We start from the raw sequence: 21,682 nt of genomic DNA, 5'->3' as shown, positions 1-21,682 counted from the left end.
GGGTCGCCTTTATAGGGACAGGTTATGGGTAATATTTTTAAGTTATCTGAAATAAGGCCGGAGATGAAACCTTAGAATAAAGAAGCCTTTATAGGCGAAAGGCTATGGGTAAAAGGGATAAAACTCACAGGGTAATCGCATCTTAGTTGAGTTATGAAATTACCATACCCTGGTCTAAAATTTGAATGTACAATTGAGATTGTTCCCTCAGAAACGTTTTAGGCTCTGGTTTATGTGTACCAGTCCTATCAGTGAAGGCTCCTGGAACCTAACGCCGGTTCAATTAATAGATTCAGTCGATCACCTTCTTCGATGGGTCGTCAACAATCTTGGACTGATGCCAAATTATCCCTCTGCGGCACTGGCAGCCAGGATTTTGATCATGAAGTCATTATCCATCCCTGCTTTGTAGCGCTTCATCTTCAGACTCTGGTGGGAGGGTTCGCGCTTGAGTAGATTAACACTCAGGCGGCGTAGCAGCCCGAGATTTTCAGCAGCATAGCCCTGGCGAACCCGACTGGAATCTTCATTGAAAGTGACATCAAGTACCCAATGTAGACTGTTTTCAACACCCCAATGGGAGCGAATCACACGGTTGTGCTGCGAGCCATCCGCCGCCAGGGTACTCAGGTAAAACTGAGTCTGGATCGTGGTTTTGTTCCATAAATACCGCCTTCGCCTCACCATCACCACACTGGTTAAACCCTGCCATTGTGTTTGGCGATGCAACAGGGGGAGTTGGCTCACAGGCACCGCCCACACCTGACGGGTTTCTCTGCGATGATGCCCAGCCTCAACCGTTTGATGGTAACTCAATTCAATCCCCTGCCAGTTCTGGTCTTGGGCCTGGACAAACCAGGCTTCCACCTCCGCCGCTTTGCTTGCCCTGGTTGCCCTTGAGGGCTAAGACATAGTCCCCACCGGCTTCCTTAATTTGTCGTGCAATGTCAATTTGGGTGCCCATCGCATCAAGAGTCACGTTCGCGCAGCGTGGCCTACGGCCAATCGCTCCTTTGAGGTTAAGCAACTTCAACAACAGTGGAACCGCAGTGATTTCATTCGATTGGCTCTCGACTTTTTTTTGTGCCAACATCAGCCCATGTTCACTGCTCCAGGCACTCACGCTGTGCAGCGCTTTGAGGTGCTTCTGGCGATCATAGGAACCTTTGGTCGTCAAGAATCAATATGAATGAGTTCAATATCTAAGCTCTGGGTGATACTGTCCACCCAACTCAGGAAGCCGGTTTCAAGTTCGGTGGGATCAAGAAGGCTAAACACCCGACCAAAGGTATCGTGGGATGGTATCCCATGGGGTAAGTCGAAAAATGTCTCCAGCCACTTTTGCTTAGCTTTACCGTAGGTTTCAATGGCCACAAACCCATCGGCTCCCGCAATCACAGCCAAAATTGCAATGGTGACAATTGCCACCAGATTGTGGTCGCTTCTGCGGCCTACCCGGGGATCCTCGAGATCCTGAAAATGATTGAGCACACTCTTTTTGAGGATCTGAGCCTCGCGCTCCTGCTGAGGTTTAAGAACGGGCTGGTTAAAACCTTTTGTCATGGAACCTTACCGGGAAATCAAAATTGTTGCTGATCCTTAGGTTAACCGCTGGGGTGTCTGTGAGACACATGGAACGGCAAAACCCCTTAATATACATATCCCGCTTTTTGTCAAGTACAATTTATACCAAACAAAATGCGATTACCCTGCTTAACAGGTGGATTGAGACGAAGATGGGCGAATCAACGTTTGGAGACTTTTACTGAAGCTTTAGAAGCGTTTCGTACAGGGATATCTTATCGTTTTGCTGCTTGGCTAAACCAAAACACGGACGTATTCGCCGCTCATAAAGCCAGGTTTGGCTTGATTTGGGCTTGAAACTTGTTTAAGTCCCGCTAGAACTATTGCGTTTCCTTGATAATTTGAGCTAGAATAGAAAAATTAATGCGCTCGTTCGCGTAGCGTCTCCTAGGTCGAAAAGAGTAGCGGTTTGTGCGCAAGCTGAAAAGCCTCTGCTAGAAGCATAAGCCAAGAATCTAAAAGTAAGCCCAATAACTTTATTGGAGGGTCATTAGGCTGTTTGGCTCAGCCGTTAAGGGTGTAAAAACTCTTAAGAATCCCTCACTATAATCTTTGATTTAGTTATGGGAGTGTCAATCGTTAGCTTCCGCCGCAATTCATCCCACGTCCGAAATCAGTAGCGTCGGCGTGGGATGAGCCGACAGGGCTGCGGCTATCGCATCTTATTTTTGTACATGCTGGCGGGGTGAGGATTTCAGCAATCGAGTCTGGTTTTTAATCAATTGATGAAATCCTTACTGGATCAGGGTTTTGTAATTTAGATGGGGTTTGCCTCTGAAATGGTTACAAACTGATGTGTTTTGTAAGTTTTATCGAACACTTCAAAGATAGATATCTTCTCCTTGCTCTGTGAATCGAACATCTTTAATATTTAACTCAGAGTTAGCGGTAAGAGTTTTACGCAAACTACCGAAAAGGGCAAATTGCTCACAAGTGGAGAGGGAGATAAACTGCCGCTGGGAATCTGGTGATAGGCGCAAATCGACGGTAGCTACACCAGTATTGGCATTGACCTTCACGCGGTATCCCGATACATTAAAGTCACTGGAGTTACCAGTCTCTAAAACTTTTCCTATAACTGTATTAACTGGATTTCCTACTGGTACAGCTACCTGTTCAGACACCAGAGACTGACACTGACTGTCAGCCCGATAGACATTAAGAATTACTGGGTTAGCTCGATTGCTATTATTATTACCTTGGCTGACTGTAGCCTTAAGCGCGACCTTACCAACCTTGGTTCCTGGTTGAGTTTCTTCCGTAGGTACAGTAATCTTAGGTAGAGTAGTATTAGAGGTTGCTACACCAGTGGTAGAGCTAGCCTCGGTGGCTGGTTCAGGAGATGGATTCCCTACAAGAGTTTTCTGGGAACCAGGATTGTTATCACTCACCAAACCATAGCTACTGAAACCAACGACAATTGCTGCAATCGAAACAGGAGCTAGATAGTGTTGAAAACTTTTCATTTGGCTTCGGTCAAAACAATGCTTCTAGCTGTTGTCTAAAGCAACAGTTACATCAATCCATATTCAAGGTGGAGCGTGGTTGATCAGGATAAAAGAGTAAAAAAATAGAAACTAGAAAATAAAAATTGAAATCATTTTCACGCTTATATCCCAATTCTGGCGGATTAGGGCTATAGATCAATTTAATTTGGCCATCTCCCGACACTCCCAACACTCTCGACACTACCGACACTCGCGATCTCCCCATCTGCATCTGTAGTCCTACTTTGAAGAATTGGTATTAACTGTGGGGGAGGCGAAACCCAGCTACCCTGTTGTAATAGCCTTGCTATCCTAAAAGAAGTTCCCCTAATAGGACATCCCCGATTCAATCAACCATGACTAAACAACCAGCCCGAATCTGCATTCTCGGTGGAGGCTTTGGGGGTCTCTATACAGCCCTACGCTTAAGCCAGCTGCCTTGGGAAAAGCCCCAACAACCAGAAATTGTCTTGGTTGATCAAAATGATCGGTTCTTATTTTCACCGCTGTTGTATGAACTGATCACCAGCGAACTACAAACCTGGGAAATTGCTCCACCCTATGAAGAATTGTTAGCAAACACAGGTGTACGGTTTACTCAGGCAGCGGTATCAGGCATTGATGTAGAACACCAGCAGGTACAGTTAGAGACTGGATCGGAATTTCAGTATGATCGCCTGGTGTTAGCCCTAGGTGGAGAAACCCCTCTAGAGCAGGTGCCTGGGGTGGCTGAGTATGGTATCCCGTTCCGAACTATTACTGATGCCTATCACCTGGAAGAACGCTTACGGATTTTGGAAGAATCCGATACAGATAAAATCCGGATCGCTATAGTTGGTGCAGGTTACTCTGGTGTGGAACTAGCTTGCCATCTAGCCGAACGGTTGGGAGAGCGCGGAAGGTTGCGGTTGATTGAACTCGGTGATGTGATTCTAAGAACATCGACCGACTTTAACCGAGAGGCAGCACGCAAAGCTTTGAATGAACAGAAGGTCTGGATTGATTTGGAAACCAGTGTTGAGTCCATTGGAGCTGACACCATTTCTCTGTTGTATAAAGGACAGGTTGATACTATCCCCGTAGATTTGGTGCTGTGGACAGTAGGCACAAGAGTCACACCAGTTGTGCGATCGCTTCCGCTCAAACAAAACCACCGTGGTCAGCTGATCACCAGCCAAAGGTTACAAGCGGTTGACCATCCCGAAATTTTTGCCCTAGGTGATCTAGCCGATTGCCGAGATGCTGATAATCAACCAGTTCCCAATACAGCTCAATCCGCTTTTCAGCAAGCTGATTATGTGGGTTGGAATGTCTGGGCTTCTTTAACTGGGCGTCCCCTGCTCCCCTTCCGTTACCAGCAGTTGGGAGAGATGATGACTTTGGGGAAAGACAATGCAACTCTTACTGGTTTAGGTGTCAAGCTGGATGGTCCTTTAGCCCACATAGTGCGGCGACTTGCCTATCTTTATCGGATGCCAACTATAGAGCACCAACTGAAAGTTGGCATGAACTGGATTACTCGACCATTAACTGATCTGCTGTCTGGAACATAAAGGTTAGTAAACAGCACAAGAAAATGTCGCAGAGTCTACCAAAAACTCTTATTATTTGTTAAACTTAAATTAGGGTAACACCGACAGGGATTATTATGTAACTTAAATTAAAGCCGAAAACCAAGGGTTTAGTAGTTGCACTTAGATCCCGGTGTTAGACTTTTTTGACATTTTTATGGCGCTCGCGGGATATTCCGTCAGAGAAGCGCGGAGATACCCCCTGGATGCTATTGCATCTTGCATTGGCGAGCCAGAATTTGCCTTTGGTAGGTTTTGGTAGCTAAAAAGTATCGGCATACATACAGGAAAATGGAAAATTGAAATTAAATGAACAATTAACCATTAACAATTAACCATTAACCATGGAAAAACCGCGAGTAATTTTTCTAGATGCTGTCGGTACACTATTTGGTGTTCAAGGGAGTGTAGGGGAAGTTTATAGTGCGATCGCTAATCAATTTGGGGTTACAGTACCTGCTTCAGCTTTGGACAAAGCCTTTGTCAAAGCCTTCGCCTCAGCAGAACCAGCGGTTTTTCCAGAAACAGATCCTGAAGAAATTCCCCAGCGAGAATTTGAATGGTGGTGGGTGATTGCCTCCCGCACCTTTGAACAAGTTGGTGTACTTGACCAGTTCACCGATTTCATTGATTTTTTTGACGAACTCTATGCCCACTTTGCCACTGGTCAACCTTGGTTAATTTATCCGGATGTTATCCCAGCTCTGAAAGCATGGCAGCATATTGGTATTGAGTTGGGTGTCGTATCAAATTTTGATTCCCGTCTCCATCTTGTCTTAAAAGCTCTAAAATTAGAAGAATTTTTCTCCTCCATCACAATTTCTACCCAAACTGGCTTTGCCAAGCCTGATCCACAGATTTTTGCTGCTGCTTTACAAAAACATCACTGTAGTGCTCAGGAGGCTTTTCATATTGGTGATAGTTTTAAAGAAGACTATCAAGGTGCTCAGGCAGCTGGCTTGAGAGCATTTTTGATCAAACGCAAACCAATGACTTAACTTAAACGCGATGCTCCTAGGTCGCCGCTACGCGAACGCACCAATTGGTTTCCACACCAGTTTCTGCTTGATAGCTGTTGCTGTGGTATAGTGTGACTGCTTCTTTGAGGATATTGGCTGCTAACTATGAATTCTTGGTTCTGGGTAAAGGGTAACCAGCAACTCACTTTCTTTAACTGCTAACTCATCCAACCGCTGAGCTACCATTACTCGCTCAAAATAGGTATCAGCCAGTACCCAGTAAACACCATAGTGACGAGCCTCAGATGCCATCAAGCTATGATAAAATTTTGCTAAGGATGGATCACAACAGTGAGTTGCTAGTAATCCCAAACGTTCGTGAGAACGAGCCTCGATCAGTCCAGCAACTAGTAAAGAATCCAACAACCGTTCTGGTTCGTGTCGGCGAATCTGAGCTTTCAATCCAGCTCCATAGGGTGGTGAAGAAAGGGGACCTAAGGGAATGCTACGTCTTTCTAGCCACTGGTTAACTTGCTCGAAATGTTCTAGTTCCTCACGGGCAATGACCGTCAGCTGACGCACAAGTTTACTGTAGGATGGGTAGCGAAACATTAAATTCAGTGCTACTCCAGCTGCTTTACGTTCACAATGGGAATGGTCGAGTAAAATAACATCAAGGTGCCCAAGGGCTTGCTCGATCCAAGCCTGGCTAGTAGGGTGTTTGAGGGTATTAATCAAAGGCAGACCAGAAGAAGACACAGTTTTTGTTCAAATCAAAGTAGTTGGCTTGTTCATTGCAGACAGGCTTTGGTATCGGTAGACGATACTATTAATTTTAACTGAATCGTGTCAATCCCCGTCTTGTTAAGGTGCAGGTGTAATCTCGTCAAAAAATTGGTTCAATACCCGCTTTTGTAGCAACAAGTTGGGTCTCAAACCCCGACTTACCCGTAGCCAATCCGGGTAGTTCATGATAAATTTACATAGACACTACGCATAGACACTTATAAGACAAGTTAAACTAGCTACTTGAGCCTATTCCTCAAACTATTACACTTAACGACTCTATTCAGGAATAGCAAATACCTTAAAAGGAAGACCACTCTGAAAGAATTGGTGCATATATCTATAAATAGGTATGAGGCTAATGGTATTAGGTATTAGGTACAACAAAAGCAGTTGATAGCCTCTGTGCTTGAGGAGGTGTGCTTCATAGGCTGGTCATAAACCGCAACCGCTTAGCCATTTAACCTAGAACTCTGATGCCTAAAGCCATTAACCTTAAATTTTATATGAAGGGGTCTACCTGATATTTAACGAAATTAGATTTGGATAAGTAAAGTAATGACACACCGTCGTATTGTTATCGGTGACGTTCATGGTCACTATAATTCTCTTATGGCCTTATTGGATGCGATCGCACCCACTAGTGACGACACCGTTTATTTTCTTGGAGACTTGATTGATCGAGGACCAATGAGTTCTCAGGTTGTCGAATTTGTCAAGCAAAACGCTCACCCCTGTTTATTAGGTAATCATGAGCTGATGTTACTAGAAATTATCGGTAACAATTTAGTACCTAACTCAACACGACAAGCCTGGCTCTATAGTGGTGGTGAAAGTACTATCAACAGCTATGGTGGAAAAGTCTGCCAAGATCACCTAGATTGGATCAAAACACTGCCAACCTACATTGATTTAGGAGATACCTGGCTAGTTCATGCCGGGGTTAATCCTCGCATGACCATTGAGGAGCAAACCGTTGAGCAATTTTGTTGGATTCGGGATGAATTTCACAGTATGCGTGAACCTTACTTTCTCGACAAGCTGATCATCACGGGTCACACCATGACTTTCACCTTACCAGGAGTGGCTCCCGGTACCATAGCCCAAGGTTGTGGTTGGCTAGATATAGACACTGGTGCTTATCATCCGAAAAGTGGTTGGATGACAGGTCTAGACATTACCAATAATCTTGTTTATCAAGTTAACGTCTTTCGGGGTGATGTTCGCCAATTCCCCTTGGAAGAAGCCGTGACCAAGATAGAACCTAGTAAAATATGCCGACGTCAAGTATTGAGTACCTCGTGAAGGTGATATAGGTTAACAAAAAGACTATTGATCAAGCTTTCTGCTCTTGAGCTAGCTGTGCTTATCTGAGCACTCGCCCTCGACGACCTGTTGTCCTTTTGAGGGCAGCTTTTTTCTGGTTGCGGACTACACGAGTTTTGTTTTTGTAAGCCCGATTGTTTAATCCATCACCAACATAAGCACTATTTGAATCGATAGACTGCTCCAAGGAATCAATTCGGTCTGCTGTTGACGGATGAGTACTCAAAAACCCTGGAATAGAGCCTCTTTGCTTGAGGAGTTTTTTCATAAAGTCTACTGATCCTATCGGAGCATAGCCTGCTTGTTTTAAGTTCTTGATACCTAGTTCATCAGCTTCAAATTCATGCTGACGACTGTTGGGACGACGTAGTGCGAATTCCACGCCCAGATTAACCATCGTGCTGCTATCAACTCCAGCCGCTTCTGCTAAACCTCTAGCGATCGCGGCTTGCCTAATTTGCTGGATACTATGACGAGCTACAATATGACCAATCTCATGAGCTATCACACTTGCCAGTTGAGCTTCATTGTCTGCTGCTGCGATTAAACCCGTGTTAATATAAACAAATCCTCCCATAGTAGCAAAAGCATTAATATTAGCATCATCGACCACCTGGAATGTATAGTTAATATTTGGGCGTTCGCTGCTTTTAGCTAGTCGCTGACCAATTTGATCAACATAGCGATTAATTTCCCGATTGCGATAGAGCTTAAATTGCTTGCTAACAAGTTGCTGATTAATTTGCTGACCAATTTGGACTTCCTGTTGATCAGACATATTAGATAACTGGATAATCTGAATACCACGCAATAGCAGCTCTAACCAGGGAACCCCTTGGGCAACCTGAGCTGTTCCCACCACCAGACTCAGGGATAGAAGCATGCTGATTAACGGATACAACAAACGACGTCGATAACGGGAGTAAATCGATAATATATTGCTTAACATAGCAAAATTATGAATTATTAAATCCAAAAGAGATTATTTTAGCTATTTGTTGCTAAAAAGGGTTTGCAGCCATGACTTGCTGTAGACAAGCCTTGTCTTTAGCATCATAAGTCAACTCTCTACTAGGAGTTGTCTGCCATAATTACTAACCAGTAAAATTCCTCGTTATGGTTGAACCCCAAATAGGGTAATATGTTCCACAGACGAACCTGGTGTTTGTTATTCTCACTCACCAGTTATGGATAACTCGTATTATAGGTATTAGTTATGAGGTATTAGGTACATCAAAAGCAGTTAACAGCCGATTTGCTTTAAGAATAGCCCTTGATAACTAGGTTAGAAACCCCTTAGCCATTCAACCTAGAGCCAGCGAACCTTAAGGAGTTATCTTTAACACTATACAATTTTCGCAAAAACACCTAAGCAAGTTTATGGCTATTGTAGATTCTAAAGGACGTTTGTTTGGCAAGGTGAGCATTATCGACTTCGGTGCTGCCTTGGTGATTTTGTTGGTAGTTGTAGGAATTTTCTTCTTTCCTGGTGAGTCTGGTTCCGTTGCCCAACTCAATAGCACCAAACCAGTAGAAGTAGATATCATTGTCCGGGGGTTAAGCTTGCTTGAACCAGATGTGTTGGTCAATCAGTTGGAGGAGACCAAGAAGACTAATATTGTGATTCGTAAGCAACCCTATGGTCAGGTTGACGTCAAATCTGTCAAAATTCTGCGTAGAAGTGTCCTGGTGCCACAACCAGATGGCTCTATCAAAGAACTACCAGATCCCAGACCTAGCTTTTATGGGATTAATATGTTACTGACCTTAGGTGGTAAAGCAACAATCACCAAAGATGGAGTAGTGTTGGGCAATAGCAAGATTAAAATTGGTACCCCGGTAGAGTTAGAAGGTAGAGATTATAACTTCAACGCCAGTGTGATTAATGTCAGAGTAGAATAATCACGAGTGATGGGGTCAATTGAACTAAGAATTTATACCATAGACCCCACACGCTTCGCACCCGCAAGGGAGGTCTTGAGTTCATTTAGTATCAGCTTTTTCCACCGAAGCATCATTGATTCCCAGGGTAAGCCTTAGAGGTTTCCGGTAAGGATAGGCTCTAGCAACTTGCCGGTAAACGTCATAGTTAGTAGGTAGTGTAACTGTCTGTGCCCCCTCTTTATAGGTGATATTGTATTTAACTGTACGCAACAGCTCTGGCTTGCTAGGCTTATGATGAAGTGGCTGACGCTGTTCTACTTCATCAATGGTTGGTTTTGGTGGGACAACTGGCCACCATAAGCCCTTGTCATCAGGTCCTGTTACAGCACCTTCTGGTTTCTCACCATTGCGGTTGACTACGGACTTGGAAGCAAACTCCTCAACATCGGGATCTCTATCAGTTGTTGAATTAATAGAATACTCAACTCGCCAGGTTAAGGTGGTCAGTGCTGTAGCTTCATACTCAGTAATAATCACAGTGTTACAACTGCTAAGCACTACTGCTACACAAAAGCCGATCAACATCAAGATAATCTGGCGACGCCGCAAAATGCGATCAAGTAGGACATGGAAACTAGTCAAATTCACTCCACCCCATCCAAACTTACGACTAAATGCAATTTGCTCCCCTCTACCCTATTCTGTACCAAATTATCAAACCTGCCTTTCCCAATTGCCTGTGGTCAGGAGCAAGGGATTCACCTGCGATCGCACTGACCTTCGATGATGGACCCCATCCACACTACACTCCCAAGTTACTGCAAGTCTTAGACCGCTACCAAGTCAGAGCCAGTTTTTTCTGGTTGGGTGTTTGCGTAAACCAAGCCCCCAGTGTCGCCAGAGAAGTTTACCAACAAGGTCACTGGTTAGGACTTCATGGATATTACCATCAGTCTTTTCCCTTTTTAAAACGGGATGCCCTTCAGCAGAGTTTGCTCCTTACCCAAGACGCGATCGCTAAAGCTTGTCAGATTCACCCAGACAAGGTACAAGACGTTCGTCCCCCTAACGGATTATTTACGCCCCGAACCTTGAATATACTGCACCAGTGGAACTATAGATCAGTAATGTGGAGTGTTGTTCCAGAAGACTGGAAACGTCCTGGTGTCAGTATAATCGTGGAGAGAGTCCTAAAGCAGGTTCAAAACGGTTCCCTGATCGTCCTACATGATGGTTATTATGGAGGACAAGATGTGGTTGAAACTACGGCTGAGTTAATTCCTCAGCTATTGAACCAAGGTTACAAATTTGTTAGCATTGACCAGCTATGGCAGGAAAATTAGTAGTTTTGTTAATTGACTTACGGTGTTCTCACTCACTGCACCGTAAACTCCTATAACAACTGCTTTGCTAGACGCAACCGGTTTTCCATCTCATTACTCCTGTAGTGAAGTGAACTACTTGATCCAATTACCTCCTCTATATACTTCATATAGAGTAGACTATCCAGTTTAACGCTATATGTAGTGGTCAGCTAATCTGATCAATTTTAAAAACAATGAGCAAACTGTAAAAATTAAAATTAGAAATTAAAATAATGATCAACCGAAAGCTCCATCGGACTAGGAGACTTGCTTCCCCTACGCAATGTTCCTATCGTCTTTCTCTGGAGTATTTCCGATGCCCTGGTTCACCATTCCCTTACGGAGGAATACCGAATTAGGAGCTGGTTAAATAAACTTACTTGGCAGTACTTTCACTTAGCGTGTTACTACATTGGCTAGGGTTATGTGTTACAAGAGTAATGCAAAATAATCATTACCTAGAGCCAGAGCTTGTCAATGGTTATCATACAGGACAAGTTAATTAACCTAGTGAAGTCCAACTGTTGGGTTTTATAGAACATTAGTACTAAAATAGTGACTATATTATAGGCATAAGGGAAAGTGGGTAATGATTGCTACACTTTCTCAAAGCTTTTGACTAGATAAATAAGCTAAATTTTTCAGATAAACACTAGAGCAAAATTTTGTAAATAAGGCTACAATCAAAAAGTCTTCCCAAAATTCAGTATTAACACTTAAATGGATAGTAGATTCACTGCAAGTTAAGTCCAAGGAAATAGAGTCGATCTAATTCCTACCGCTGAAGCGATTGACCCACCATAGGGTGCAACAAACAAGGTTCTCACTGACTAAGCTATCTTAAGTAGATCAACGGACATCATCTACTGGTCTGAAACTGAAGGAGCATGAGGAAAAAACATGACCCAGGCAAATGAATTACTCGCAACAATCGCTCAACCTCAGAGCGATTTAGAAGTCTTGATTGAGGATGACGTGAACCGAGATGATTTGGTGGACGCTCAACCGGATGAGGAAAATACTAAGCCTGGTAAGGGGCGATCTAACCGTCGCCGAACCCAAAGCAAAAAGAAGCACTATACAGAAGATTCAATTCGCCTCTATTTGCAGGAAATTGGCAGGATTCGTCTACTCAGAGCTGATGAAGAAATTGAATTAGCCCGTAAAATTGCTGATTTGTTGGAATTAGAACGAGTGCGGGAGCGCTTGTCTGAACAGTTAGAGCGGGAACCTGGAGATCGGGAATGGGCAACAGAGGTCGATATGGAGCTGCCAGCTTTCCGTTACCGCTTACACGTCGGTCGGCGGGCTAAGGAAAAAATGGTGCAGTCTAACCTCCGTTTGGTGGTTTCCATCGCCAAAAAATATATGAATCGAGGACTCTCATTCCAAGACTTGATTCAAGAAGGTTCTCTAGGTTTAATCCGGGCTGCGGAAAAATTTGACCACGAAAAAGGCTACAAGTTTTCCACCTATGCTACCTGGTGGATTCGTCAAGCTATTACTCGTGCCATTGCTGACCAGTCCCGGACTATCCGCTTACCCGTTCACCTTTATGAAACCATCTCGCGGATCAAGAAAACTACTAAACTCCTTTCTCAAGAAATGGGTCGCAAGCCCACAGAAGAGGAAATTGCAGATCGGATGGAAATGACCATCGAGAAGTTGCGATTCATTGCCAAATCAGCCCAACTTCCCATCTCCTTAGAAACACCTATTGGTAAAGAAGAAGACTCCCGCTTGGGAGACTTTATTGAAGCCGATGGTGAAACCCCAGAAGATCAGGTTTCCAAAAATCTACTCCGGGAAGATCTAGAAAGTGTCCTTGATACCCTTAGTCCCCGGGAACGTGACGTACTGCGTCTACGCTATGGATTAGATGATGGACGGATGAAGACTTTGGAAGAAATTGGCCAAATCTTTAACGTGACGCGGGAACGGATTCGACAAATTGAAGCTAAAGCCCTTCGCAAACTACGCCATCCAAATCGCAATAGCATTCTCAAGGAATATATCCGATAGAAAACCCTGCTGCTTGATAGCAATCAGGGTTTTCTGTTATCGCTGTATCTACTGGGTGGGGAATAGGGAGTCACTATGAAGTCTGGTTAATCACATATAATACGGTTGGTGCCATGCATGTTAATTGTCAATTGACACCTAACAACTTTTAATTTTCAATTTTCACTTGGCTATCAACCAAACATGATAAGTATTCAAACAGGCATTCTATCACATTCCTTACCCCAATTCCTATCCAGAAATCAGTTCCGGTGCGCTTGACCTTTGAAGAATTAAATTACCGGGTCGCACCGTTTTGGTATTTTAGCTGACATTCCGTAGAACAAACTATGGAATCAGCTAAAAACACATAAGAAAGCTGGAGTTCAACACTAGAACTCCAGCTATTTATTGAGATTGACAAATTTAACTAACTATTGGGAACTACATTAAGCCCAAAAAGTGTAGTACACCTTGACCAGTAATATATTCTGTGACTAAAGCAGCGATGAAGCCGATCATAGCTAGACGACCATTTAAGTTTTCTGCTTTAGAGGTGAAACCGAACTTGGCTTCGTTAGACTCTTGATTGGACATTGTTCTTTGCTCCGCGAATTTACTCTGTGTAGCCCGTTTATATTAAAAAATGTAACAAATTATTGGCTAAATGTCAATTATCTGCATAGGCAAGCGGGATGAATTGTGTATAAAGTCTTAGTTCATCAATGATGTAAACTTATGTGAAGCATAATTTCCTGTTTTCATCATGATCTCTCGTCGCACATTTCTCAGCAGTCTGTTGGCTAGCTTTATAGTTTTGCTAGCTTGGATAAATTTTGCCAACCCTGTCCATGCTCTCGGTGGCAAACAACCTCCTCTCAATAAACCCGCACCCGAGTTCACCTTACCAACCAATACTGGTAAGGGTAAGGTGTCCCTGTCCGATTATCAGGGTAAATGGGTCGTACTCTATTTCTACCCCAAAGACTTTACTAGTGGTTGCACCTTGGAAGCTCAGCGATTTCAGCAAGATTTGCCCAAATATATGGAGAGAAATGCGCAGATCCTAGGGGTGAGCGTGGATGATGTCGATTCTCACGCGGAGTTTTGTGACTCAGAGGGTTTACATTTCCCACTTTTAGCTGACACCGATGGCTCTGTCAGCAAGGCTTATGGTTCTTGGTTAGGTATTATGTCCCTACGCCATACCTATATCATTGATCCAGAAGGCATTCTACGGGAAATATTCCTTGGTGTGATACCAGCAATTCATAGCCAGGAAGTACTGGCTCGTCTGGATGAGTTAATGTCTACTTCTTTCTGAGTTGATTTCCCACGTACGATTAAGCTTTAACAAGATTTATGCCCTGAGGAGGTCTAATCTCTGGTGTAATATCTCTGGTCTAATTTATATAGATAGAGTTTAACCAAATCAACTCATTTCTAGATATAGCTGTACATATAGCTTGAGTGCCTAAGTCCTATTTAAGCATCCTTGAAGGAGGCTACTGAAAGTAGGCTGAGTACTGAAGCCGGATCATCAACAGTAGGGCTGGTTAGCTGAACATTGTCAATGATGAGTCCAGACTGAGTTTGATTACTCAATTCATTCACAACACCAAAGCCTAGGCTGTAGGTTCCAGCAGTAGTGAAGGTATGAGTAAATGCTTTAAATCCGGTTTGGTTGTAAAAGTTGTTCGGTGCTTGACTAAAGACCCCTAGGATTGGGTTAGCTAGTTCATAGACAATTTGGGACTTGGGAGAACTAAGGCAGAAGAAAGCGAAGTCGGCAACAATAGCCTCATCTCCCACGTCTTCATTGGTGAAAAAATTCCAATCAAAGGTTAAGCTATCACCAACACCAGGGGTAATCATTTGTTGGATAGCAGCACCTCTGACTACCTTGCTAGAAGTACCACATATGCCAACGGTGTCTAAAATTTTCTGGGCAATACAATCGAGAGTTCCTGTGGACAGGTATAAAAACTCCTCTAGTTTAGAGGCTGATGGGGCTTTTGGCTGGCCTGTTCTGGTGACTTCCTTATTGCTAGTTCTTAGTAAAAGCTGCTTTTCTCCCTCTGTTGGAGTAATGCCAAAACTAGCTCTTTTGATCCCACCTGGTCCTAACTTTTGCCAGCCTTTAAGTCCTTCTTCAAAGCCACCATTAACTAGTTTAACTGGTTGCTCAGCACTAGAAAAACTAGACGAGTCAACCAGATAGTTGATGTCTTTTCTTAAAGTGGACTGTTTTGGCATTTGAGACGTGGACATAAAATTAATTTTTCTAGAACGCTAAAGGTTGAAACGACGATGATTCCAGAAAAATCAGAGGCAATCTTAACTTTTGACATGAGCACCAACCGTATGAACACCCTGATTAATCTGATCAGTTTGATGATCGTCTAATGACTAATGAACGTATTGTGTAAATTTTTACACGGTTGTTTCCTTAAAAGTCAATGTATCTAGGTAATCTTTACAAGATATTTATATTTGGATATTTATTCATTAAGTTTCCGAGAAGAAACGATTAACTATAACCTTGAAAAATTAAAATTATAGTTTTGATTTGTCACTAAGCTTCCAATGTCAATATTTTGTCAAGGAATCTGTTCAATTCAGGTTAATTCCTTACTGTTCCAAAATCAGAGCAAAAGGAACAGCAAAGATTGTTCAGCTTTTTTAAAGTTTTCCTATTTATTTTTTATAGTTAAAGTTTCGCTCAAGTTGCTTCAAGATTTTATACATTTCTGGAAGCCGATTGTAGATGGCAGATATTTTTAGCCAGAGTTTGTTGGAAATAGCAGGATAGCCAGACACTACACTTCCGGGTTCTACATCTTTGTGGATTCCAGATTTAGCGGTCACAATTGCTCCATCCCCAACATTCACTTGATTCGCAATTCCTACCTGACCCGCCAGCAGCACTTGATTACCCACTTTCACTCCTCCAGATAATCCGACTTGGGCTGCCAAGGCACAGTTTTGTCCCACCTCGGAGCCGTGACCAATATGTACCAAATTATCTAATTTAGTGTTGCGTCCAATGCGGGTTTCCCCAACCGCTGGACGGTCAATAGTGCTGTTACAGCCAACTTCCACCCCATCTTCTAAGACCGTGTAGCCAGACTGTTGCATTTTATACCACCCTTGGGGGGTTGGAACAAAGCCAAACCCTTCAGCACCAATGACTGCACCACTATGAATCACACAATCGTTACCAATGTGGCTCCGTTCATGAATAGTGCAGTTGGCATGTAAGACAGTGCGATCGCCTATGTCTACTTCAGGATATATTACTACATTAGGATGGATACAAACCTGATTGCCAATCTTTACCCCTGCTAAAATTACGACGTTGGGTCCAATATAGACATCATTTCCTAACTGAGCATCTGGGTCAATCACTGCACTGGGGTGGATGACTGGTTCTGGTTGAAAAGGTTGATAGAAACATGCGATCGCATGAGCAAATAGTAATCTCGGTTCAGATGTCCCTACCCAAGCAATACCTCTTTCTGTCGCTTTTGCCTGTAATGCTTCATCCAGAGACAAAATTAAGGCACTCGCCTGGGTTTTTTCTACCATGTGGGCAAACTTGGGTCCCTCAATATAACTGAGAGTGCCTGGGGTGGCTTTATCGATGGGAGCAACTCCGGTAATTTCAGGGTTAAGCTCTGTATCGCTATTCAGGCTATGGCACAAAGACGCTGTATTACCCAGGTGTTCTATTAAAAGACTAAATTTCATGGCTCAGCAATGGGTGGGTGTGGAATTGGACATCTGGAATGATAGGATAAATTGGTCACTAACCGCCATTGCTATTGAGTTAGTTACATGGGATTCACCATGCCTTAGTTATATGGGGTTTTCCTAGCCCTTAAGTTATTCCATCAGTCCGATTGCTCTTAGATGATTGAGTCATTAGTCTACAAGTTTTTTAGTTCCATCCATAGATGGAACTAATTAAGACCTCAAACGTTTAATGACTAACGACTAATCAATCATGTTTAGTGGTGCTACCGTAAACTTAATAACACTTTTGGAGTTGGCCGTGACGGCGGTACACCATCAGACTGTTCAGGATCTGGTGGACTAATATAGACTAGTAAGTTGAGCAATATTGTGATAGTAAGTGCCTGAAAAACTTTTTTAAACACGAGCCACACTCCTCATTCCTAATATATAGTATTGCTGAAACCATCGAAAACGATGCAGCGCCTTCATGCGGGGGTTTCCCCCACTCGCGCTTTGCATCAAGAGAACGATGCTACTTGACTGAGATACGAACTTTCTAAAATTGATACACCCGTGAAGGTAATTAACTCTACCAGTTTATTTAAGCAACCATATAAGTGCCAAGTTATATGTTCCGCCTAAGTGAGTGGCACAGTGCAAAGGGTTGCTCCTAAGTCATTCTGTGTAATTTAATAGATTGGGGGTAGCCGAGATTAGAACCAAAGCAAGAGTTTGCTAGTCGCTACAATGTAAAGAAAAACCAATATAGCACCCACCTGGGGTCAGTACCCTACTCTTGCCTAGAGAGGACTCCCTCGCCTAGTCATTCAAGATAGCTGACCAGCCTAAGACCTGCGAAGTCTAGGTTATGGGAAGTCTAGGTTATCGGCAAGGGTTAAAGTTCCTACCTTAGGATGGGATGCCAGTCCGAAGCTGATTAACTAGATCGTTAAACAGTCCTACTAGGGGTAAGACAGTGCCATCAGAAGAATGAAGAATTTTAAATTCTAAATTCTAAATTCTACATTCTACATTCTGACAGGATATTACCGACCGATAACAAGCCGCGAGGCAAACATGAGGTTCTGCTTCGATAGGCTATGAAGGCTGTTAACAGGAACGGGTATGAACTGCATCTGTTCTCCCCACATTAGCTCCAAGACGGTTTTAACCGCCCTTTTCCTTTGTTTTTCCTCCCCAGTCGCCCATACACGGGGTTTGCAAATTTCACGCTTATTTTTTATGATTCCTACAGTTATCGAGCAATCCGGTCGTGGCGAACGTGCCTTTGACATTTACTCTCGTTTGTTGCGAGAGCGCATTGTATTCCTCGGACAACAGGTTGATTCTGACTTAGCTAACTTAGTGGTTGCCCAATTACTCTTTCTAGAAGCCGATGACCAGGAAAAAGATATTTACCTGTACATCAACTCTCCTGGCGGTTCAGTGACTGCGGGCATGGGCATTTTCGATACGATGAATCAAGTTGCTCCGGACGTATGCACTATCTGTGTTGGACTAGCAGCTAGTATGGGGGCTTTCTTACTCAGTGCTGGTGCTAAGGGTAAACGCATGAGCTTGCCTCACTCCCGGATTATGATTCATCAGCCACTGGGAGGAGCACAGGGACAGGCAAGCGATATAGAAATCCAAGCAAAAGAAATCCTGTACCACAAGCAGCAGCTAAACAATTATTTAGCAGAACATACCGGTCAGCCACTGGAAAAGATTCAGGAGGATACCGAGCGGGATTTCTTTATGTCAGCGACTGAGGCTAAGGACTATGGTTTAATCGACCAGGTCATTGAGCGACGTCCCATAGCAACCCCTCTCCCAACAAACTAATGTCTTAGTTGACACTCCCTGCTCGCCCATAGACGGGGAGTGTCAACTAAGACGTTAGTTTGGGGAGATGCTAAAGCGATCGCTAACCAAGTCCGGACTATTACTGAAGTGACTCCCGAAATTAACAATCGGCAGTTAATCACCTACCGTAAGCGCTTATGTTGTCAGGGATTTCTGTTATTTCCCTACTAGTTGGCGGTATTGGTGTGATGAATATGATCTTAACCTGAGTTCGATGACAGAAATTCAGAAGTTTTGACTCCAATCCATGAGACAGTAGTCAGGAGTCAGGATAAGAATTCATAATTATTGGTTATAATACAGAATTGAACGTCGTTAAATAGCTTATTATAATATCCTAAAAAATTGATTTTATCAATGATAATGACTCATGGCTTCTGGCTCGAAGCTCCTTAAATCTACCGACACCTGAGTTCTATCGAAATCACGTTGAATAGTTAAAAGTATGAGACAATTTTAGCCATAAGCAATCCAGGTTTTCTGGTAATAGGAAACTAATTTAAAATCTATCGATCTGTTACATAAGACTGGGGAAGGATCAGCTAAGCAAAGCGATGCCAAATAAAAGCACACCAAATAAAACCACAATCAAACCAGTATCCGTGCAGAAGCAGTTTCCCTTGACTACTGTAGGGGCACTTGTTGTCAATCCTAGTAGAAGAGTCTTAATTGTCAAAACTACTAAGTGGAAGGGTTTATGGGGTGTACCGGGAGGTAAAGTAGAATGGGGCGAAACGCTAGAATCGGCACTCCTAAGGGAGTTTCGAGAAGAAGTTGGTCTAGAGTTAACCCAAGTGAGCTTTGGGTTGTTACAAGAAGCGGTGCTAGACTCTAACTTTGTCCGAGAAGCCCATTTCATTATGGTCAACTACTATGCATTCTCTGCTAGGGAAACGATAACCCCCAACGAAGAAATTGAGGAATGGGTATGGGTTACTCCCCAACAGGCAATGGAGTATCCCCTCAATACCTATACTCGCGTGTTGATTGAGGATTATCTGCAAAGGCAAATTGATTAAGTCTGCCACATATAGAATTTTTATTTGGCAATATTGCTTAAATTAATCCTAGATAGATTTTACTGATTTTTGTAGTAGGTTTCTCAGAGCAGCAATTACTTGGTAAAACCTACTAGGGAAGTATCAGACAACAACTTAACTCCAGAACAGTCTAGCTTTTGAACGAGTTGGAAAATACTCTGTCCCGAGACTGGTTCTACCCAATCAGGAGCAATTTCTACCAAGGGAACTAGCACAAAAGCTCTCTGTCTCATACGCGGGTGAGGGATTTGGAGCTCAGGTGTCTGTAGAATCAAATCATCAAATAAAAGTAAATCTAGGTCTAGGGTTCGTGGTCCCCAATGTTCCTGACGGACTCTACCAAACTCTTGTTCAATTCCTAGCAGAGTCTCTAGCAATTTCTGGGGACTTAGTTGCACCTCCAAAAGGGCACAACCATTGAGATAATCAGGTTGTGGCGGTCCAACTGGTGCAGTTTTATACCAACTAGAGCACAATTTTACGGTAACGCCTAGGGTTTGGTCGAGTTTTCTGAGGGCAGCTTCTAGGATGGCACGAGAGTCACCCAGGTTACTGCCAAGAGCGATCGCGCTCAATGAAAGCTTTGTGGTTACCAATTTTCCAGAGTTATAGACCATCGACCTTCATCGGTTGACACAGCAGCTTTAGACCACGCCTCAATGGGACTGAGTATCACTTATGTTGGATTCACGAGAAGATTCACCCTTCCCAAAGTGGTTGAACCCATTACCTGTTCTATTGTATGGGGGTTTTTGACACTCCCCATGCCTAGAAGGCTGGGGATTCTAGTTTCAAGCACGTTTCTGGCAACGCCGTTACGGGAAGAATCTGTTGGTGTGTTCATTTCTTTTTCTTGTTACTCAATGATGCTTGGGAGCATAAACTTCACCAGCTTTGTTCGTACCCGATAACCCCTTCTTCTTTTTGCCAATTTTTCATTGGAAGCCTTTAATATCTTTCTCGGCTGTATTATGGCTGTTCAGGTGTTTGGAACATCCATATTCACTACATAATCGAGTATTGTAAGTGGTGTGGCTTTTTCTTAGCAACACGGGGATGGTCGAGCCAGTATCTAAGTACTTTATTGCGCACAAATTGAGATGTCCGAATAGCTTCATCTATTGCTTTAGCTTGAGTTTTTTTGACTACAGCCTTGTATGCCAGTACCAACATGCTTGCTTTACCTCCTTGTTTGTGTTAACTTACTCATGATATACCTTCTGGACTTCACAGTGCGGAAGGTAGATTAGAAACTTGGGGCTTGTGCCCTCCTGTTTTTGGTCAGAGAGTTTGTTTTCTGGTTTGATAATAGAAATCATCTAAGTAACACAATGGACTTAAGGGGAAAAGTGGCCCTTATAACTGGGGGGGGCATTCGGGTAGGACGTGCTCTTGTTATCGCTCTTGCTAAAGCTGGTTGCGATGTCTTTATTCATTACGGACGCTCTGCTGGTGCAGCTGCTGAAGTCAAAGCCGAAGCAGATTCCTTGGGAGTGCGAGCTATTACCTACTCCGCTAATCTCGCCGACCCCGTGGCCACAGACACTATTATCCCTCAAGCAGTTGAAACCTTTGGAAAAATCGACATCCTGATTAATAGCGCTTCTATCTTCCCAGAAGAAGATCTATTTGCCCAGACTGATGTCGCTCTGTGGGATAAAATTTTTGCCATTAACCTTCGTGCCCCCTTCCAACTCAGTCAAGGGTTTGCCAAGCAACTTCCCCAAAATAGGAATGGCAAAATTATTAATATTAACGATGCTGGTATTGCCAAGCCAGATACTAACCATTTTGCCTATCGAATTACCAAACGGGGCTTGTGGGATATGACAAAAATTATGGCATTGGAATTAGCCCCCCGCATTACAGTAAATGGTTTAGCGCTGGGACAAATTCTCGAACCTCCAGGTGACCCAGACCCTCAAGCCTTTATGGAAAATTATGCCCGTAAGTTTATTCCATTAAAAATCCCTGGAAATACCAAAGTAGTGACGGACAGCGCCCTGTTTTTACTCGAACAAGATTTTCTAACGGGTAGCACGATTACGCTGGATGGTGGTCAATATATTTAGTATA

Annotated in this window: 23 protein-coding genes and 2 pseudogenes; 12 read left to right on the top strand and 13 right to left on the bottom strand. The window is 43.4% G+C overall.

Annotated features, from left to right (window positions below; all coding sequences use genetic code 11):
• Positions 1-345: 345 nt before the first annotated feature.
• Positions 346-1,506, bottom strand: a pseudogene (locus F6K51_RS11540) (ISAs1 family transposase).
• 207 nt (positions 1,507-1,713) lie between these two features.
• On the opposite strand from F6K51_RS11540, the pseudogene F6K51_RS11535 reads away from it, so the two are divergent.
• Positions 1,714-1,881, top strand: a pseudogene (locus tag F6K51_RS11535) (IS701 family transposase); the annotation flags it as partial.
• 524 nt (positions 1,882-2,405) lie between these two features.
• Here the strand turns inward: F6K51_RS11535 and F6K51_RS11530 are convergent.
• Together F6K51_RS11530 and F6K51_RS11525 are read right to left on the bottom strand one after the other, a co-directional pair.
• Positions 2,406-3,050, bottom strand: a complete 645-nt coding sequence (locus F6K51_RS11530) for a sporulation/spore germination protein (RefSeq protein WP_293020426.1) — start codon at positions 3,048-3,050, stop codon at positions 2,406-2,408.
• A gap of 52 nt (positions 3,051-3,102) precedes the next feature.
• On the bottom strand, positions 3,103-3,297 hold the full coding sequence (locus F6K51_RS11525; RefSeq protein ID WP_293020424.1) for a hypothetical protein: 195 nt from the start codon (positions 3,295-3,297) through the stop codon (positions 3,103-3,105).
• Between the two features lie 130 nt (positions 3,298-3,427).
• Between F6K51_RS11525 and F6K51_RS11520 the strand changes: the two genes are divergently transcribed.
• Both F6K51_RS11520 and F6K51_RS11515 read left to right on the top strand, forming a co-directional pair.
• The gene (locus tag F6K51_RS11520; protein WP_293020423.1) at positions 3,428-4,624 is read left to right on the top strand and encodes an NAD(P)/FAD-dependent oxidoreductase; all 1,197 of its coding nucleotides are present in this window, start codon (positions 3,428-3,430) and stop codon (positions 4,622-4,624) included.
• A gap of 362 nt (positions 4,625-4,986) precedes the next feature.
• On the top strand, positions 4,987-5,640 hold the full coding sequence (locus F6K51_RS11515; RefSeq protein WP_293020422.1) for an HAD family hydrolase: 654 nt from the start codon (positions 4,987-4,989) through the stop codon (positions 5,638-5,640).
• A 120-nt stretch (positions 5,641-5,760) separates the two neighbouring features.
• Here the strand turns inward: F6K51_RS11515 and miaE are convergent, their stop codons facing one another.
• Complete coding sequence (miaE, locus tag F6K51_RS11510; protein ID WP_293020421.1) at positions 5,761-6,360, bottom strand: tRNA isopentenyl-2-thiomethyl-A-37 hydroxylase MiaE; 600 nt, start codon at positions 6,358-6,360, stop codon at positions 5,761-5,763.
• 585 nt (positions 6,361-6,945) lie between these two features.
• Between miaE and F6K51_RS11505 the strand changes: the two genes are divergently transcribed.
• Positions 6,946-7,692, top strand: coding sequence for a metallophosphoesterase family protein (locus F6K51_RS11505; protein ID WP_293020420.1), 747 nt, complete (start codon positions 6,946-6,948; stop codon positions 7,690-7,692).
• Between the two features lie 61 nt (positions 7,693-7,753).
• Here the strand turns inward: F6K51_RS11505 and F6K51_RS11500 are convergent, their stop codons facing one another.
• Positions 7,754-8,662, bottom strand: a complete 909-nt coding sequence (locus F6K51_RS11500; protein ID WP_293020419.1) for a M48 family metallopeptidase — start codon at positions 8,660-8,662, stop codon at positions 7,754-7,756.
• 431 nt (positions 8,663-9,093) lie between these two features.
• Here F6K51_RS11500 and F6K51_RS11495 point away from each other — a divergent pair, with 431 nt between their 5' ends.
• On the top strand, positions 9,094-9,615 hold the full coding sequence (locus F6K51_RS11495) for a DUF4330 domain-containing protein (protein ID WP_293020418.1): 522 nt from the start codon (positions 9,094-9,096) through the stop codon (positions 9,613-9,615).
• An 81-nt stretch (positions 9,616-9,696) separates the two neighbouring features.
• On the opposite strand, the gene F6K51_RS11490 is transcribed toward F6K51_RS11495, so the two are convergent.
• A complete protein-coding gene (locus F6K51_RS11490) occupies positions 9,697-10,245 on the bottom strand; it encodes a hypothetical protein (RefSeq protein WP_293020416.1) in 549 nt (182 codons plus the stop codon).
• A gap of 26 nt (positions 10,246-10,271) precedes the next feature.
• Here F6K51_RS11490 and F6K51_RS11485 point away from each other — a divergent pair, with 26 nt between their 5' ends.
• Together F6K51_RS11485 and rpoD are read left to right on the top strand one after the other, a co-directional pair.
• Complete coding sequence (locus F6K51_RS11485; RefSeq protein ID WP_293020414.1) at positions 10,272-10,940, top strand: polysaccharide deacetylase family protein; 669 nt, start codon at positions 10,272-10,274, stop codon at positions 10,938-10,940.
• Between the two features lie 921 nt (positions 10,941-11,861).
• Complete coding sequence (gene rpoD, locus F6K51_RS11480) at positions 11,862-12,983, top strand: RNA polymerase sigma factor RpoD (RefSeq protein ID WP_071102452.1); 1,122 nt, start codon at positions 11,862-11,864, stop codon at positions 12,981-12,983.
• Between the two features lie 423 nt (positions 12,984-13,406).
• On the opposite strand, the gene F6K51_RS11475 is transcribed toward rpoD, so the two are convergent.
• Positions 13,407-13,559 carry a chlorophyll a/b-binding protein gene (locus tag F6K51_RS11475; protein WP_070390973.1) on the bottom strand — a complete coding sequence of 51 codons (153 nt, stop codon included), beginning with the start codon at positions 13,557-13,559 and terminating at the stop codon, positions 13,407-13,409.
• 169 nt (positions 13,560-13,728) lie between these two features.
• Here F6K51_RS11475 and F6K51_RS11470 point away from each other — a divergent pair, with 169 nt between their 5' ends.
• Complete coding sequence (locus F6K51_RS11470; protein ID WP_293020409.1) at positions 13,729-14,286, top strand: peroxiredoxin; 558 nt, start codon at positions 13,729-13,731, stop codon at positions 14,284-14,286.
• Between the two features lie 161 nt (positions 14,287-14,447).
• Here F6K51_RS11470 and F6K51_RS11465 read toward each other — a convergent pair whose 3' ends face one another.
• The 3 genes from F6K51_RS11465 to F6K51_RS11455 all read right to left on the bottom strand — a co-directional run bounded on the left by F6K51_RS11465 (position 14,448) and on the right by F6K51_RS11455 (position 17,122).
• Positions 14,448-15,233 (bottom strand): hypothetical protein, encoded by a 786-nt coding sequence (locus F6K51_RS11465; RefSeq protein ID WP_293020407.1) that lies wholly within the window; start codon positions 15,231-15,233, stop codon positions 14,448-14,450.
• Positions 15,234-15,659: 426 nt separating this feature from the next.
• Positions 15,660-16,712 (bottom strand): UDP-3-O-(3-hydroxymyristoyl)glucosamine N-acyltransferase, encoded by a 1,053-nt coding sequence (gene lpxD / locus F6K51_RS11460; RefSeq protein WP_293020405.1) that lies wholly within the window; start codon positions 16,710-16,712, stop codon positions 15,660-15,662.
• A 269-nt stretch (positions 16,713-16,981) separates the two neighbouring features.
• Positions 16,982-17,122 carry a hypothetical protein gene (locus tag F6K51_RS11455; RefSeq protein ID WP_293020403.1) on the bottom strand — a complete coding sequence of 47 codons (141 nt, stop codon included), beginning with the start codon at positions 17,120-17,122 and terminating at the stop codon, positions 16,982-16,984.
• An 820-nt stretch (positions 17,123-17,942) separates the two neighbouring features.
• Here F6K51_RS11455 and clpP point away from each other — a divergent pair.
• From clpP to F6K51_RS11440, 3 genes are all read left to right on the top strand, one after another.
• Positions 17,943-18,545, top strand: coding sequence for an ATP-dependent Clp endopeptidase proteolytic subunit ClpP (clpP, locus tag F6K51_RS11450; protein ID WP_008182028.1), 603 nt, complete (start codon positions 17,943-17,945; stop codon positions 18,543-18,545).
• Positions 18,546-18,584: 39 nt separating this feature from the next.
• Positions 18,585-18,737: a hypothetical protein gene (locus F6K51_RS11445; protein WP_293020401.1), complete on the top strand. Its 153-nt coding sequence runs from the start codon at positions 18,585-18,587 to the stop codon at positions 18,735-18,737.
• A 383-nt stretch (positions 18,738-19,120) separates the two neighbouring features.
• Complete coding sequence (locus F6K51_RS11440) at positions 19,121-19,585, top strand: NUDIX domain-containing protein (protein ID WP_293020400.1); 465 nt, start codon at positions 19,121-19,123, stop codon at positions 19,583-19,585.
• A 95-nt stretch (positions 19,586-19,680) separates the two neighbouring features.
• On the opposite strand, the gene folK is transcribed toward F6K51_RS11440, so the two are convergent.
• The 3 genes from folK to F6K51_RS11425 all read right to left on the bottom strand — a co-directional run bounded on the left by folK (position 19,681) and on the right by F6K51_RS11425 (position 20,779).
• Positions 19,681-20,223: a 2-amino-4-hydroxy-6-hydroxymethyldihydropteridine diphosphokinase gene (folK, locus tag F6K51_RS11435; protein ID WP_293020399.1), complete on the bottom strand. Its 543-nt coding sequence runs from the start codon at positions 20,221-20,223 to the stop codon at positions 19,681-19,683.
• Positions 20,224-20,282: 59 nt separating this feature from the next.
• Complete coding sequence (locus tag F6K51_RS11430) at positions 20,283-20,450, bottom strand: hypothetical protein (protein WP_293020397.1); 168 nt, start codon at positions 20,448-20,450, stop codon at positions 20,283-20,285.
• A 161-nt stretch (positions 20,451-20,611) separates the two neighbouring features.
• The gene (locus F6K51_RS11425) at positions 20,612-20,779 is read right to left on the bottom strand and encodes a transposase (protein WP_293020396.1); all 168 of its coding nucleotides are present in this window, start codon (positions 20,777-20,779) and stop codon (positions 20,612-20,614) included.
• 176 nt (positions 20,780-20,955) lie between these two features.
• Here F6K51_RS11425 and F6K51_RS11420 point away from each other — a divergent pair, with 176 nt between their 5' ends.
• Positions 20,956-21,678, top strand: a complete 723-nt coding sequence (locus F6K51_RS11420) for an SDR family NAD(P)-dependent oxidoreductase (protein ID WP_293020395.1) — start codon at positions 20,956-20,958, stop codon at positions 21,676-21,678.
• The last annotated feature ends 4 nt before the right edge of the window (positions 21,679-21,682 follow it).

It is taken from the genome of Moorena sp. SIO3I8 (assembly GCF_010692325.1).
In the GTDB taxonomy this organism is placed as follows: Bacteria; Cyanobacteriota; Cyanobacteriia; order Cyanobacteriales; family Coleofasciculaceae; genus Moorena.
Note: the sequence above shows the minus strand (reverse complement) of the source record. Positions and strands in the feature narration are given on the sequence as shown.

What these genes read in the sequence shown, in the direction of transcription:
- F6K51_RS11515 (WP_293020422.1), top strand. Translation starts at nt 4,987, where the DNA reads ATGGAAAAACCGCGAGTAATTTTTCTAGATGCTGTCGGTACACTATTT.
- F6K51_RS11530 (WP_293020426.1), bottom strand. Translation starts at nt 3,050, where the DNA reads ATGAAAAGTTTTCAACACTATCTAGCTCCTGTTTCGATTGCAGCAATT.
- F6K51_RS11470 (WP_293020409.1), top strand. Translation starts at nt 13,729, where the DNA reads ATGATCTCTCGTCGCACATTTCTCAGCAGTCTGTTGGCTAGCTTTATA.
- clpP (WP_008182028.1), top strand. Translation starts at nt 17,943, where the DNA reads ATGATTCCTACAGTTATCGAGCAATCCGGTCGTGGCGAACGTGCCTTT.
- lpxD (WP_293020405.1), bottom strand. Translation starts at nt 16,712, where the DNA reads ATGAAATTTAGTCTTTTAATAGAACACCTGGGTAATACAGCGTCTTTG.
- F6K51_RS11485 (WP_293020414.1), top strand. Translation starts at nt 10,272, where the DNA reads ATGCAATTTGCTCCCCTCTACCCTATTCTGTACCAAATTATCAAACCT.
- F6K51_RS11440 (WP_293020400.1), top strand. Translation starts at nt 19,121, where the DNA reads ATGCCAAATAAAAGCACACCAAATAAAACCACAATCAAACCAGTATCC.
- rpoD (WP_071102452.1), top strand. Translation starts at nt 11,862, where the DNA reads ATGACCCAGGCAAATGAATTACTCGCAACAATCGCTCAACCTCAGAGC.
- F6K51_RS11505 (WP_293020420.1), top strand. Translation starts at nt 6,946, where the DNA reads ATGACACACCGTCGTATTGTTATCGGTGACGTTCATGGTCACTATAAT.
- F6K51_RS11425 (WP_293020396.1), bottom strand. Translation starts at nt 20,779, where the DNA reads ATGTTGGTACTGGCATACAAGGCTGTAGTCAAAAAAACTCAAGCTAAA.
- folK (WP_293020399.1), bottom strand. Translation starts at nt 20,223, where the DNA reads ATGGTCTATAACTCTGGAAAATTGGTAACCACAAAGCTTTCATTGAGC.
- F6K51_RS11500 (WP_293020419.1), bottom strand. Translation starts at nt 8,662, where the DNA reads ATGTTAAGCAATATATTATCGATTTACTCCCGTTATCGACGTCGTTTG.
- F6K51_RS11475 (WP_070390973.1), bottom strand. Translation starts at nt 13,559, where the DNA reads ATGTCCAATCAAGAGTCTAACGAAGCCAAGTTCGGTTTCACCTCTAAA.
- F6K51_RS11465 (WP_293020407.1), bottom strand. Translation starts at nt 15,233, where the DNA reads ATGTCCACGTCTCAAATGCCAAAACAGTCCACTTTAAGAAAAGACATC.
- F6K51_RS11495 (WP_293020418.1), top strand. Translation starts at nt 9,094, where the DNA reads ATGGCTATTGTAGATTCTAAAGGACGTTTGTTTGGCAAGGTGAGCATT.
- F6K51_RS11430 (WP_293020397.1), bottom strand. Translation starts at nt 20,450, where the DNA reads ATGAACACACCAACAGATTCTTCCCGTAACGGCGTTGCCAGAAACGTG.
- F6K51_RS11520 (WP_293020423.1), top strand. Translation starts at nt 3,428, where the DNA reads ATGACTAAACAACCAGCCCGAATCTGCATTCTCGGTGGAGGCTTTGGG.
- F6K51_RS11525 (WP_293020424.1), bottom strand. Translation starts at nt 3,297, where the DNA reads ATGGGGAGATCGCGAGTGTCGGTAGTGTCGAGAGTGTTGGGAGTGTCG.